This window comes from Arthrobacter sp. SAFR-179, assembly GCF_059414945.1.
Genome location: NZ_JBPFDM010000016.1, coordinates 20,046 through 33,321, shown reverse-complemented (window position 1 = coordinate 33,321; position 13,276 = coordinate 20,046). Strand labels below are relative to the sequence as shown.

Sequence of the window (13,276 nt, the reverse complement as noted above, 5' to 3'; positions counted from 1 at the left end):
CACCATCTACTGGAGCCCCGGCACCGGCGCACACGAACTGCACGGGGAAATCCGCAGAAACTACCTGGAGCTTGGCGGGCCCTCTGGCGTGCTCGGATTCCCCGTGACGGACGAAACCGGCACCCCCGACGGAGTGGGCCGGTACAACCACTTCAGCGGCATGGATGGCGGCTCGTCGATCTACTGGTCCCCCGCCACGGGAGCCCATGAGGTGTACGGAGCTATCCGGGCCCAGTGGGCGGTCCTTGGTTGGGAGCGCAGCCGGCTCGGCTACCCGACCAGCGGCGAATACAGCATCACGGGCGGGCGCCGGAACGACTTCCAGCACGGTTCCATCCTGTGGCACGCGGCCAGCGGCAGGACCGAGGTCATCTACACCAGCATCCCGTCGGCGCTCATGGGCGTTGACCTCGAACGCATTCCGACCACGCAGAAGGTTGTCGCGCTCACGTTCGACGCCGGCGCCAACGACGCCGGCCTCCGATCGATCCTCGCCACCCTCACGGCCAATGGCGTTCCGGGCACGTTCTTCCTCACCGGCAACTGGGTCAACCAGTTCCCCTCCGATTCAGCGCTGATCTACAACGCAGGGAACCGGATCGGCAATCACTCCATGACCCACCCAGACTTCACCACCCTGACCGACGCCCAGATCACGGCGGAGATCAGCGGCGCGCAAAGGACCATCGAGGCCGCTGGAGGCGACCCGCTCCCGTTCTTCCGCTTCCCGTTCGGCGCCCGCAATTCCCGCACGATCGCAGACGTCAACGCCGCCGGCTACGTTCCGATCCGGTGGACCGTTGACACCCTGGGCTGGCAAGGCACCATGAACGGAACGCGCGGCCCGGGCTTCATCGTCCAGCGGGTCATGGCTTCGGCGCAGCCCGGGGAGATCGTCCTGATGCACCTCGGTTCAAACCCCGACGACGGCTCAACGCTCGACGCCGAGGCCCTTCCAGAGGTGATCTCCCAGCTCCGGGCGGCAGGCTACGGCTTCGTCACCCTCGACGCCGCACTCGGCTGACCGGGGACCCACGGCGGACGTAGGGTTTTTGATGGTCTCGCCGGCCGGCCCAAATCCGGGCACGAAAAAGCCGCGGAAACCCTGAAGTTTCCGCGGCTTTGTGGTCGGGCTGACAGGATTTGAACCTGCGACCCCTTGACCCCCAGTCAAGTGCGCTACCAAGCTGCGCTACAGCCCGCTGGTTCCGCCGTTCTCCGCTGAACTCAAACCCGAAGATTTTCATCAGCAGTCCGGCCGAACCACCTAGAAGAGCTTACACGATCCGGAGGGGTGCCCGTGACACTTTCCGGCGATCAGCCCCAGGTGTGTCGCAATTAACGCTTGCGGCCGCGCTTTTCCCGGACGCGCATGCTGACCTCGATCGGCGTGCCTTCGAATCCGAAGGTCTCCCGGAGGCGGCGGGTGATGAACCGGCGGTACCCGGGGTCCAGGAAGCCCGTGGTGAACAGCACGAACTTCGGCGGCCGGCTGGAGGCCTGGGTGCCGAACAGGATGCGTGGCTGCTTGCCGCCGCGGACCGGGTGGGGGTGGGCAGCCACGAGCTCGCCCAGAAAGGCGTTGAGGCGGCCGGTGGCGATGCGCTTGTCCCAGTTCTCCAGGGCAAGGTCCAGGGCAGGGACCAGGCGGTCCTTGTGCCAGCCGGTCTTCGCCGAAATGTTGACGCGCGGCGCCCATTCGACGTGTGCCAGGTCCTGCTCGATCTCGCGCTCCAGGTAGCGGCGGCGTTCGTCGTCCAGCAGGTCCCACTTGTTGAAGGCCAGGACCAGCGCGCGCCCGGACTCAATGGCCAGCTGCAGGATGCGGACGTCCTGTTCGCTGAGGACCTCGTCCACGGCGAGGAGTACGACGGCGACCTCCGCCTTTTCGAGCGCGGACTGCGTCCGGAGGGAGGCGTAGTAGTCGGCACCTTGGGCCATATGCTGGCGTCGGCGGATGCCTGCCGTGTCCACGAACCGCCAGGTGCGGCCGCCGAGTTCGATGAATTCGTCCACCGGGTCGCGGGTGGTTCCGGCGGTGTTGTCCACCACCACCCGTTCGGATCCCGCAAGCTTGTTCAGCAGGGAGGACTTACCCACGTTGGGCCGGCCAATGAGGGCAATACGGCGGGGGCCGCCGGAGCGGTCCGTTCCCTCGATGGTGGAAAACTCCGGCAGCACCTCCATGACGTGGTCCAGGAGGTCCGCCACACCGCGTCCGTGCAGTGCCGAGACCGGGTACGGCTCACCGAAACCGAGGCCCCACAGGGCGGCGCTGTCAGCCTCCTGGGCGAAGTCGTCCACCTTGTTGGCCACCATGATGACCGGCTTCTTGCTGCGGCGCAGCATCTTCATGACGCCTTCATCCGTGGCGGTGGCGCCGACGGCGGAGTCCACCACGAACAGCACGGCGTCGGCCAGTTCCACGGCCATCTCGGCCTGCTCTGCGACCCGGGCATGGATGCCGCGGGCGTCGTGTTCCCAACCGCCGGTGTCCACCAAGGTGAAGTTGCGGCCGTTCCAGTTGGCTGAATACATAACACGGTCGCGGGTGACGCCCGGGGTGTCCTCCACCACTGCTTCGCGGCGGCCCAGAATTCGGTTCACCAGGGTGGACTTCCCCACGTTCGGCCGCCCGATGATCGCCAGGACGGGATCCAGCTTGACCGGCCCATCAAAGTCCTCGTCGCCGTACTCCCCGCTCAGCAGCGCGGCATCGTCCTCATCAAGCTCATAGTCCTCGAGGCCGGCCCGGAGCGAGGCAGCACGCAGCTCCGCTTCGTCGTCGCCAATTGCCGCCAGCCGTTCGGCAACCTGGTCCGTGCCTGTGGGGGTGTATTCGTCCTCGGCGCCGGAATACCCGGAAGTCTGGGTGGTGTCGCTCATTGCACTGTCCTTAGTGGTCATCTGCCGGCGTCCCCGGCTACTGCTGTCAAGTCGTTGTGGTCAGCGAAGGGCAGTGGCTGCCCGCTGAGTTGGATGGTGTCCTGGACGTGCCCTGCCAGCGCTGCACGGATGTCCTGCGCCGCCCTGTCCATTGAAGCACGCCCGCTTTCGCCCGCCCGGCGGGCCAGCGTAAGGGCTGAGCCGAAGCTGACGTGGAAGCGCCGCCCCGGCCGCGGAACGAAGTCCAGGTGCTCATCGCCCTGCCGGGTTCCCAGGATGGCGACCGGAACAACGGGGGCCCCGGAGTTCAGTGCCAGCCAGGCCACGCCGCCGTTGATGTCCGCCGCTGAGCCGCTCCCCCGCGTCCCTTCGGGAAGAATCCCCACGCAGCGTCCGGCGTCGAGCACGTCCTTGCAGCGCTGCAGCGCAGCCCGGTCCCCCCGCCGATCCACGGGAAGCTGCCCGGCAGCGGTGAGCACCCGGCCCAGGAAACCCTTGAACATCTCCTGTTTCACCAGGATGTGCATGGGCCGCGGTGCCGCGCCGAACATGACCGGCCCGTCCAGGAAGCTGATGTGGTTGGCGGCGAAGATCACCGGCCCGCCGGTGGGGACGTTGCTCCTGCCCGTCACGGTTGTCCGGTAGACCAGGTGGTCCAGGATCCAGCCCACCGGCCTGCTCCACGCCATGGTCAGGCCGGACGGTAGGGCACCTCGGGCGTCAGTCACGGTTGAGCACCTTGGTGACGATCACGAGGGCGGCGTTGACGGTCTGCTCGAAGTCCAGGTCAGAGGAGTCCAGCGTCACCACCCCGGAAGCGGCCTGGGTGAAGTTCACCACGGTTGAGTCCCTGGCATCCCGGTGGGTCACCTGGGCCGCCAGCTGCTCGGCGTTCTGCGTCCCGCCCAGCTGGATGCCCCGCCGGCGCAGGCGGGCTTCCTCGCTGGCGGTGAGGAGCATGCGCACCTCGGCTCCGGGCGCGACGACGGTGGTGATGTCCCTGCCTTCCACCACCATCCGGCGGTGGTGCTTTTCGATGAGGTCCCGCTGCCGGCGGATGAGTTCCGTGCGGGCACCAAGGGTGGTGGCCACGGAACTGACAGCGGAGGAAATTTCGGGCTCACGGATGGCGTCGGTGACGTCCACGCCGCCCACCCGGACGTATTCCTCCTGCGGGCTGGTGCTCAGTTCCAGCACAAAGTCCCTGGATGCCTGCTCCACGGCGGCACCGTCGTCAAGGTCGATGCCCTGCGTTACGCAGTACCAGGTGAGGGCGCGGTACATCGCTCCGGTGTCCAGGTAGGCCAGCCGCAGCCTGCGGGCAACCTCCTTGCTCACGCTGGATTTGCCCGAACCTGACGGTCCGTCGATGGCGACCACCAGCGGCCGGCCGATGCGCAATGCGCGCATGGTTTCGAGGAGTTCCTGTGTCATTACTGAAGTACCCGCCATCCGCGGTCGTTGAGAGCTTCGATCAGGTGGTCGTGCTTGTTCGGCAACACAGACAATTCCACCATGCCAACGTTCTGTCCGGAGGAATGGTCCAGCCGAAGGTCTTCGACGTTGACTCCGATTTCACCGATTTCGGTGAGCAGCTGCGCTATCTGGCCGGGCTTGTCATCCACCAGGACGGTGAGCCAGGAGTACGCCTGCGGGGGGCCTCCGTGCTTGCCGGGAATCCGGGCCTGCCCCGCGTTGCCTTCGCTGATCAGCTGAGCCAGGTCCAGCCGGGCTCCCGGTGCCCTGGGCTGTTCCAAGGTTCCGATGAGGCGGTTCAGGTCCTCACGGACGCCGTACAGGATCTCCACGACTTTGGCCGCGTTCCCACCCAGAATCTGCACCCACAGGGTGGGGTCGCTCGCGGCGATCCTGGTGACGTCGCGCAGCCCGTTCCCGGCCAGGGACAGGGCATGCAGCGGAGTTCCCTGGAGGCGGCTGGCGAGCAGGGAGGACATGACCTGGGGCAGGTGCGACACCAGGGCCACCGCCTCATCATGTTCGTCCGCCGTGAACTGCGAAACCACTGCCCCCAGGTCCGAGGCGAGCGACCGTGCCACCTGCAGGGCAGCGCCGGACGTCTCCTCTGATGGGCACAGCACCCAGGGCATGGAGGTGAACAGCTCGCCCCGCGCGGCGACCGGACCTGACTTTTCCCGCCCGGCCATGGGGTGCGTGCCCACGTAGCGCGTGAGGTCGGCACCGAGGCTGCGCAGCCGGGCCAGGATGTCCGCCTTCACACTCGCAATGTCCACCACGACGGCGTCGGGGTACTCAGCGAGCGCTTTGGACACGACGTCGGCAGTAACGTCCGGCGGAGCGGCGACCACCACAAGCTGGGGCTTGGCGCCCCGGAGCTCCGGCAAGGGACGCCCGGCACCAATGTCCACCGCCACCGCCTGGTTGGTGGGTGAGGGGTCGGAAAGGAATACCGGTACGCCACGCCCGCGGAGGCCCAGCCCAATGCTGGTGCCCAGCAGTCCGGTGCCAATCACCACTACGGGACCATCCAGGTGGCCGCGCCCCTGGCTTTTGAACGCGGACACGCGTCAGAGTCCTACGGATGCCAGCAGGTGGCCGACTTCCTGCTTGCCCAGGTTGCGGATGCTGCCCTGGCGCTGGTCACCGAGGCCGATGGGGCCTACCTTGACGCGGACCAGCCGCTGGACCGGGAAGCCGACGGCGTCGAAGAGGCGTCGGACAATCCGGTTCTTGCCCGAGTGGAGCACAACCTCGATCAGCACGTGGCCCGGGGTGGAGTCCACCAGGCGGAAGGAGTCAACGTTCGCGAAGCCGTCCTCCAGTTCCACGCCGGACTTCAGCTGGGCACCGACGCCCTGTGGGAACGGCCCGCGCACCTGCACCAGGTAGGTCTTGGGGACCTCGTAGGACGGGTGGGTCAGCCTGTTGGCGAGTTCGCCGTCGTTGGTCAGCAGCAGGAGGCCTTCGGTGGCGACGTCGAGCCGGCCCACGTGGAAGAGGCGTTCCCCGGTGTTCTTGTTGCTCTTCAGGAAGTCGCTGATGCAGGGGCGGCCCTCGGGGTCCTCCATGGTGGACACCACGCCCTTGGGCTTGTTGAACACCATGTAGACCAGGTTCTCGTCCAGCTGGATCCGCAGGCCGTCAACGTGGATGACGGCGGTCTTGGGATCGACGCGCATGCCGAGTTCCGTGACCACCTGGCCGTCCACCTCAACCCGGCCCTCCGCGATCATCTCTTCACAGACGCGCCGGGACGCCACTCCTGCGGACGCCATGACCTTCTGGAGGCGCACGCCGTCGGCATCGTGGAGTTCCGACTGCGGAACGTTGCCGCGCGGACCCTTCTTCCGGCCGGGTTTGCGGACCGGACCCAGGTTCTGGCCGAAGCGTTCGCTGCCAAAGGCACGCGAAGCTGCTGCGCCGGGAGTGCCGGTACGCGGTTTGGGCTTCAGGGCGCCGGGAGTTCCGGGAGCCTTCTTGGCGCCCGGCTTGCGGGCAGCGGGCTTTCGCGACGACGGCTTGGCGCCACGGGCACCCTCAGCTGGACGTCCCTGCTGGTCCCCCGCCAGATCAGGATCGATGAAGCGTTCCTCGCGCGGCTTGGGGCTGCGGTGCGGCCGGTCTCCGCCGAAAGCAGGGCCCCGCTTGCCTGTTCCGCCGCGGGAGCCTCCGCTGAAGCCGCCGCCCTGTGTGCTGCGCTGCTGGGAATTGTTGCGTTCGTTCCCGCCGCGTCCCGAACCGTTACGTGGTGAACCCTGGCGTCCCGCCTGTGTCATGACCCGTCCTTCAATGTGTTTTGGCCGGCAAAGATGTCCAAGGACAACCCTAGCCAGCCGTGCAGACTTCGTCTGCCCTGATAAAAAACCTGATAAACCTGCTGATGGGACAGGTGCCGGCAGGGCGCCTGCCTACATCGTCCCGGCGTCGTAGAACTCTGCGATCCCGTCGAGCCCCGGAAGGTGCGGCGACAGCTGCGGCAGGTCCCCCACTGAACTGATTCCCATCCGTTCGAGGAAATAGGAGGTGGTCCGGTAGAGGATTGCGCCGGACTCGGGATCGGTTCCCGCGTCCTCGATCAGCCCGCGCTGGGCAAGCGTCCGTACGACGGAATCAACGTTGACACCGCGAATTGCAGACACCCGGGCCCGGGAGACGGGCTGGCGGTACGCGATGACCGCCAGTGTTTCCAACGCCGCCTGGGTAAGCCTGGCCGTCTGCCCTTCAAGCACATATTTGCCAACGATGTCAGCAAACTCGGTGCGCGAGTAGATCCGCCAGCCACCGGCGATGTTCCGCAATTCAAAACCCCGGGGGCTGGAACCGATGCCAGCGTGACTGGCATCCTCCATCTCCGGGGCTTTAACAGTATAGCCGTTATACTCACGCTGCAGTTCTGCCAGGAGGGAGCGGATGGTATCGGTGGCCAGGCCCACTCCCGCCGCCAGCTCCTCTTCGGTGGCGGGTTCGTCAAGGACCATGAGCACCGCTTCGAGGGCAGCCTTGGCGCCGCCGGGGAGATCGTCGAAGTCCGGGCCGTGGTCCAGGTCCTCCCGGGACGCCCTTTCCTGCGGCTTGGGGTTCACGGCTGCTCCTCATACTCTTCGCTCAGGTTTTCTGCAGACCAGTCCCGGCCTTCGGCGGTCCAGTGGATGGCAAGCTCGGCCAGCGGGGACAGCTGGTCGAACGCGACGGCCCGGTCCCGGAACAGTTCCAGGAGGGCCAGGAACCTGGCTACCACCACCAGGGTTGAATCGGCGTCGGCAATCAGGGAACGGAAGGTCTGGGGCGACTCCTGTTGAAGGCGAAGCCCCAGCATCCTCGCTTCTTCCTTGACGCTGACGGTGCTGCCGTGCAGGTGTCCGAGGGCCACCTGCGGCGGCTGGGCCGGCGCTTTGGGCCGGAGCGCGGCCTCGGCCAGTGCGGCGAACTGCTGCGGTGTGTGCTTCCAGACCAGTTCGGGGAGCATCGCCGCGAAGTGCTCCTCCAGGGCCACCTGCCGCGGAAAGCGCCGGCCTTCCTGGTGCAGGGTTTCGCCCAGGATTCCTGCCACCTGCTTGAACGCCTTGTACTGCAGCAACCGGGCAAAGAGGAGGTCGCGCGCCTCCAGCAAGGCGATGTCCTCGTCGTCCTCCACTTCGCCGGCAGGAAGGAGCCGCGCTGCCTTGAGATCAAGCAGCGTGGCGGCGATCACCAGGAACTCGCTCGCCTCGTCCAGCGCCCATTCTTCGCCAAGCTGCTGCAGTTTCCGGATGTACTTGATGAACTCATCCGTGACGGTGGCGATGGCCACTTCGGTGATGTCCAGCTGGTGCTTGGCAATCAGTCCCAGGAGGAGGTCGAACGGACCCGTAAAGTTGGCCAGCCGCACCTCGAAGCCGGGTTTGGATTCGGCCACGGCGTGGTTAGGGTGCGCCGCCGCGGGAGATCAGCTCCTTGGCCAGCCGGCGGTAGGCATCGGCGCCCACGTGGTTTCCGGCATAGCTGGTGATGGGCTCCGCGGCCACCGTGGCGTCTGCAAATTTGATGGAGCGCTTGATGACGGTTTCGAAGACCTTGTCGCCGAACGCCTCCACCAGGCGGGTTATCACTTCGCGGCTGTGCAGTGTCCGTGCGTCGTACATGGTGGCCAGTACGCCGTCCACCTGCAGCCGCGGGTTCAGCCGGTCCTGGACCTTGTCGATGGTTTCGACCAGAAGCGCCACGGCGCGGAGGGCGAAGAACTCGCAAATGAGCGGGATGATCACACCGTGGGCTGCCGTGAGGGCATTCACGGTCAGGAGGCCCAGGGACGGCTGGCAGTCGATCAGGACGACGTCGTAATCGTCTTCGACTTTCTTGAGGGCACGGTCCAGGACCTGTTCGCGCGCAACTTCGTTGACCAACTGGACTTCCGCTGCCGAGAGGTCGATGTTGGCCGGCAGCAGGTCCACGTTCTCCACACCGGTCTGGTGGATGGCGTCGCGGATATCCACCTTGCGGTCCATCAGGACGTTGTACACGGTGAGGTCCAGTTCGTGCGGGTTGACGCCCAGGCCGGCCGAGAGCGCACCCTGGGGATCGAAGTCCACCAGCAGGACACGGCGGCCGTACTCTGCAAGGGCTGCCGCGAGGTTAATGGTGGAGGTGGTCTTCCCCACGCCGCCTTTTTGGTTGACCATGGCGATCACGCGTGCCGGACCGTGGGAGGGCAGCGGCGCGGGTTCCGGGAACTCCCGGTATGGGCGCCCGGTGGGCCCCATCACCGCGTTTTCCAGGTCGAATTCCGTGCCCTCCAGAGTTGCTGAACCCTGTTCGCTGCTCACGTATCTGTCCACACTTTCGATGACGGTGATTTCCTGCCGCTGGCTCACCAGCGCCGTTCGTTCTGCTCCCTAGGTTACAGCGCCCGACACGGTATTCGACGGAACTTGACTTTCCGCGAATGTTGAGCCTTGACCCTCTAGCTGAGGTCGAAGGTTGAAGTGGCGGCCAACGCGAAACCGCCCCCGCAGCATCGCTGCGGGGGCGGTTTCGTGGGGGTGCGCGGGTGGCGATTAGGCCTTGGCGGCCTCGCGTGCGCCCTCTTCCTTGGGTGCCATTTCGCCGTGGTGGTGGACCATCATGGTTGCTTCGTCGAAGGGTTCTTCGCCGGAGAGCACCCGGCCCACCTGGCCGCCGTCGATCTCCTTGACCCAGGTGCCGATCAGGACGGTGGCCACCGCGTTGCCCGTGAAGTTGGTCAGGGCACGGGCCTCGGACATGAACCGGTCGATGCCGACGATCATGCCCACGCCGCCGAGCAGTTCAGGCTTGTGTGCCTGCAGGCCGGCCGCCAGGGTTGCCAGGCCGGCGCCGGTCACACCGGCGGCGCCCTTGGAGGCGATGATCATGAAGATCAGCAGCGAGATCTGCGCGCCGAGGTCCAGCGGCGTTCCCATGGCGTTGGCGACGAAGAGCGAGGCCATGGTCAGGTAGATGGCCGTACCGTCAAGGTTGAAGGAGTAGCCGGTGGGGACGGTGACGCCGACGACGGGCTTGGAGACGCCCAGGTGTTCCATCTTCGCGATCAGGCGGGGCAGTGCCGCTTCGGACGATGAGGTGGAGAAGATGAGGAGGTATTCGCGGGCCAGGTACTTCATGAGCTTGAAGATGTTGACGCCGGCCACTACCTGCAGCAGTCCGCCGAGGATGACCACGATGAACAGGGCGCAGGTGATGTAGAAGGCAATCATGAGGGTGAACATGCTGATGATTGCCTGGAAGCCCGTTGCACCAACGACGGCGGCGATGGCACCGAAGGCGCCTACCGGAGCCAGCCACATGATCATGATCAGGATGCGGAACACGAGAGCCTGGCCGTAGCTGACGGCCTTGAGGATGGGCGCACCCTGGGCGCCCATCTTCTGCAGCGCGAAGCCGACCAGGATGGCTGCGAGCAGGGTGGGCAGGACGGGAACGTCGCCGGGAATGATTCCGAGCAGGAAGTCCACGGTGCTGTCCGTGGCGGCCTTCTTGTTTGGGTCGTACGGCGTCAGCTTCAGGCCCTCACCCGGGTGGATGATGTTTCCCACCACAAGGCCGATGGCCAGGGCGAAGGTGGACATGACGATGAAGTAGCCCAGGGCCAGGCCACCGACCTTACCGACGGTGGCCGCCTTGGCGATGGAGCCGATGCCCAGGACGATGGTGCAGAAAATGACCGGGGCGATCATCATCTTGATGAGCTTGATGAATCCGTCACCAAGGGGCTTGAGGGACTTGCCGACTTCCGGAAAAAGCAGGCCGACGGCTGCGCCGAGGATCACGGCGACGATGACGGCAATGTAAAGGTAATGCGATTTGTCCAGGCCTTTGCGCCGCGTCTTCACGGTGTCAAGGGACTCTCCTCGTTGAGAAGCCATGATGTGTCTCCTTATGGATAATCTGATAGACGCTGGGGCACAGTCTCTGGGCTCATCACGTCCTTGCGGTGTGATATCCATCATTGGCTACGCCGTGATCCAGCTCACCGTTGCGTTCATATTGGTCGCGGCATCCGCAGGGCCGACGAGAGGCAGGCATGATCCACCGCTGGAGTATCGCCCGCCGGCTGTTCCTGGCCAACCTGCTGATCGTCGTGTCATTTATCGCCATCGTGGGAACCGCCGCCTACGTGGACGCCCGGGACCGGACCTATGACGAGGCCGGCCGCCGGATGGAAGGAGTGGCCGCCTCCATAGCCGCCAATCCCCTGGTGCTCCAGGCTGCCTCCACGCCGGATCCGTCCGCCCTCCTGCAGCCATATGCCAGGGATGTGACCACGGCAGCCCACGTCGACTTCGTCACCATCATGGCTCCCGACCGTACCCGCTGGACCCATCCGAGGGACGAGGAGCTGGGCCGGCCGTACATTGGATCGATTGACGCCGCGCTCCGTGGCCAGCCATTCACCGAAGTCACGGCCGGGACGCTGGGCCCGTCGGTGCGGACGATTGTCCCGGTCAAGGATTCCGCGGGGACGGTGAAAGCGCTCGTGGCGGTGGGTGTCACCGTCCGCAGCGTCGATATCGCCTTCGCCGGGCGCCTTCCCGTCCTGTTGGCCGTTGGCGTAGCCCTCCTTGTGGGCGGCTCCCTGGCGTCGTGGCTGCTGGGCAGGTATCTGCGGCGGGTAACCAGGGGCTGGGGTCCTGAGCAGCTGGCGCAGCTGTTCGCCTACTACGAATCGGTGCTGCACTCGGTCCGTGAAGGACTGATCCTCATCGATGCGCGGAAGCGCGTGGTGATGTACAACGACCAGGCTGCCGAACTGCTGGGCCTGGCGGACACGGGCAGCAACGATCCCACCCGGCCCCCATCGCTGGCAGACCTTCCCCTCGACGAAGAGCTGCGGAGCCTGTTCGAATCTGGACGGAGCACCAAGGACGAGATGGTCCTGACCGATTCCCGCGTGCTGGTGGTCAACCAGGGCCCGGCCCGGGGCCCGGAATCCCCCGGGTCCCGGGGAAAGGTCCCTGTGTACGGCACGGTTGCCACCCTCCGGGACCGGACAGAGATCGAAGCGCTCGGCAACGAACTGCAGACCATGCGGACCCTTTCCGACGCCCTGCGCGCCCAGACCCACGAACACGCCAACCGGCTGCACACCATGGTTTCGCTCCTGGAACTGGGAAGAACCGGGGAGGCCCTGGACTTTGCCACCCAGGACCTGGCCCTGAGCCAGCAGCTGACGGATGACATGGTGAGCTCGATCGATGAACCGGTGGTAGGCGCACTGGTCATGGGGAAGGTGGCCAAGGCCCACGAACGTGGAGTCCAGCTGGACGTGTCCACCCTGGGCTCCGGCACGGCACCCGGGGTGGCCGTCCAGGACCTGGTGACCATCCTGGGCAACCTGCTGGACAACGCCATCGACGCCGCCGCTGATGCACCGCCTCCCCGGCGTGTGGAACTGACGCTGGAGGCCGACGACGAAGGCCTGGACATCGCCGTCAACGACTCCGGGACGCCCATCGACCCCGCCGATGCAGAAAAGATCTTCCGGCACGGATTCAGTACGAAGCCGGCAGGGCCGGGAGGCCGGGGCATCGGCCTTGCGCTGGTCCGGCAGGCTGTGCAGCGTTTGGGCGGTACGCTGGCCATCAACGGCCGGCGCGGCGCCAAGTTCGAAGTATTCCTGCCCGCAGCGGTGTCCGCGGAGAAGGAGCACAGACAGTGAGCAACATCCGGGTCCTCGTCGTCGAAGACGAGGCCATCGCTTCGGCGGCCCACGCTGCCTACGTGGGGAGGCTGGAAGGATTCGAGCTGGCCGGGACCGCCCCCGACGGCAAGTCTGCCCTGCGGCTGCTGACCGAATTCGTGGCCGCGGGGCAGCCGGTGGAACTGGTCCTGCTGGACATGAACCTGCCCGACCTTCATGGCCTGGACATTGCCCGGCGGATGCGTTCGGCGGGGATCCTCGCGGACATCATCGCCATCACGGCTGTGCGTGAACTGGCAATCGTCCGCAGCGCGGTGGCAATCGGTGTGGTCCAGTACCTGATCAAGCCCTTCACGTTCGCCACGTTTTCCGACAAGCTCGAAAACTACCGCCTGTTCCGCCAGCAACTGGGCGGTTCCAGCGGCGGTCCCGGCAAGGGGGGTGCGTCCCAAAGTGAAGTGGACAGGGCTTTTGCCAGCCTCAGGGCGCCGTCCGAACTCCCGCTCCCCAAGGGCCTTTCCACCTCGACCCTGGGCTCGGTCCAGGAGTTTCTTCGCGGGCAGCCGGAAGCAGTGTCCGCCACCGAAGTAATGGACGCCCTGGGAATGTCACGCGTGACAGCGCGACGCTACCTCGAATACCTTGCCGATGCCGGCACTGTTTCGCGGACCGCCCGCTATGGCACCCCCGGCAGGCCGGAAAATGAATACCGCTGGAACCCCCGCTGAGCTGAACCGGCGTTTCAACAGTCCTTCG

11 protein-coding genes, 1 tRNA gene and 1 pseudogene are annotated in these 13,276 nt (G+C 65.9%); 3 read left to right on the top strand and 10 right to left on the bottom strand.

Features of this window, described 5'->3' with window-relative positions; genetic code table 11:
* A partial coding sequence (locus ACR65K_RS19650) for a polysaccharide deacetylase family protein (protein ID WP_440154629.1) occupies nucleotides 1-1,024 on the top strand: 1,024 nt, incomplete at its 5' end.
* A gap of 101 nt (nucleotides 1,025-1,125) precedes the next feature.
* Here ACR65K_RS19650 and ACR65K_RS19645 read toward each other — a convergent pair.
* The 10 genes and pseudogenes from ACR65K_RS19645 to ACR65K_RS19600 form a co-directional block, all read right to left on the bottom strand.
* Nucleotides 1,126-1,202, bottom strand: a tRNA-Pro gene (locus ACR65K_RS19645).
* A gap of 136 nt (nucleotides 1,203-1,338) precedes the next feature.
* Nucleotides 1,339-2,886, bottom strand: coding sequence for a ribosome biogenesis GTPase Der (gene der, locus ACR65K_RS19640; RefSeq protein ID WP_440154628.1), 1,548 nt, complete (start codon nucleotides 2,884-2,886; stop codon nucleotides 1,339-1,341).
* A 10-nt stretch (nucleotides 2,887-2,896) separates the two neighbouring features.
* Nucleotides 2,897-3,575 (bottom strand): annotated as a pseudogene (locus tag ACR65K_RS19635) (lysophospholipid acyltransferase family protein).
* Nucleotides 3,576-3,606: 31 nt separating this feature from the next.
* The gene (gene cmk, locus ACR65K_RS19630; RefSeq protein WP_142030903.1) at nucleotides 3,607-4,320 is read right to left on the bottom strand and encodes a (d)CMP kinase; all 714 of its coding nucleotides are present in this window, start codon (nucleotides 4,318-4,320) and stop codon (nucleotides 3,607-3,609) included.
* Nucleotides 4,320-5,429: a prephenate dehydrogenase gene (locus ACR65K_RS19625; RefSeq protein WP_440154627.1), complete on the bottom strand. Its 1,110-nt coding sequence runs from the start codon at nucleotides 5,427-5,429 to the stop codon at nucleotides 4,320-4,322. Before ACR65K_RS19625 ends, cmk begins: the two co-directional genes overlap by 1 nt.
* Before the next feature lie 3 nt (nucleotides 5,430-5,432).
* A complete protein-coding gene (locus tag ACR65K_RS19620) occupies nucleotides 5,433-6,641 on the bottom strand; it encodes a pseudouridine synthase (RefSeq protein WP_440154626.1) in 1,209 nt (402 codons plus the stop codon).
* A gap of 132 nt (nucleotides 6,642-6,773) precedes the next feature.
* The gene (gene scpB / locus ACR65K_RS19615; protein WP_440154625.1) at nucleotides 6,774-7,448 is read right to left on the bottom strand and encodes an SMC-Scp complex subunit ScpB; all 675 of its coding nucleotides are present in this window, start codon (nucleotides 7,446-7,448) and stop codon (nucleotides 6,774-6,776) included.
* The gene (locus tag ACR65K_RS19610) at nucleotides 7,445-8,260 is read right to left on the bottom strand and encodes a segregation and condensation protein A (protein WP_056331747.1); all 816 of its coding nucleotides are present in this window, start codon (nucleotides 8,258-8,260) and stop codon (nucleotides 7,445-7,447) included. The genes scpB and ACR65K_RS19610 overlap by 4 nt, the downstream gene beginning before the upstream one ends.
* Nucleotides 8,261-8,267: 7 nt before the next feature.
* Nucleotides 8,268-9,167: a ParA family protein gene (locus ACR65K_RS19605; RefSeq protein ID WP_056331794.1), complete on the bottom strand. Its 900-nt coding sequence runs from the start codon at nucleotides 9,165-9,167 to the stop codon at nucleotides 8,268-8,270.
* A 231-nt stretch (nucleotides 9,168-9,398) separates the two neighbouring features.
* Entirely contained in the window at nucleotides 9,399-10,745 is a 1,347-nt protein-coding gene (locus ACR65K_RS19600) for a cation:dicarboxylate symporter family transporter (RefSeq protein WP_056331749.1), read from the bottom strand.
* Nucleotides 10,746-10,903: 158 nt separating this feature from the next.
* Here ACR65K_RS19600 and ACR65K_RS19595 point away from each other — a divergent pair, with 158 nt between their 5' ends.
* Both ACR65K_RS19595 and ACR65K_RS19590 read left to right on the top strand, forming a co-directional pair.
* Entirely contained in the window at nucleotides 10,904-12,538 is a 1,635-nt protein-coding gene (locus ACR65K_RS19595) for a sensor histidine kinase (RefSeq protein ID WP_440154624.1), read from the top strand.
* A complete protein-coding gene (locus ACR65K_RS19590; protein ID WP_440154623.1) occupies nucleotides 12,535-13,248 on the top strand; it encodes a response regulator in 714 nt (237 codons plus the stop codon). The genes ACR65K_RS19595 and ACR65K_RS19590 overlap by 4 nt, the downstream gene beginning before the upstream one ends.
* Nucleotides 13,249-13,276: the final 28 nt, after the last annotated feature.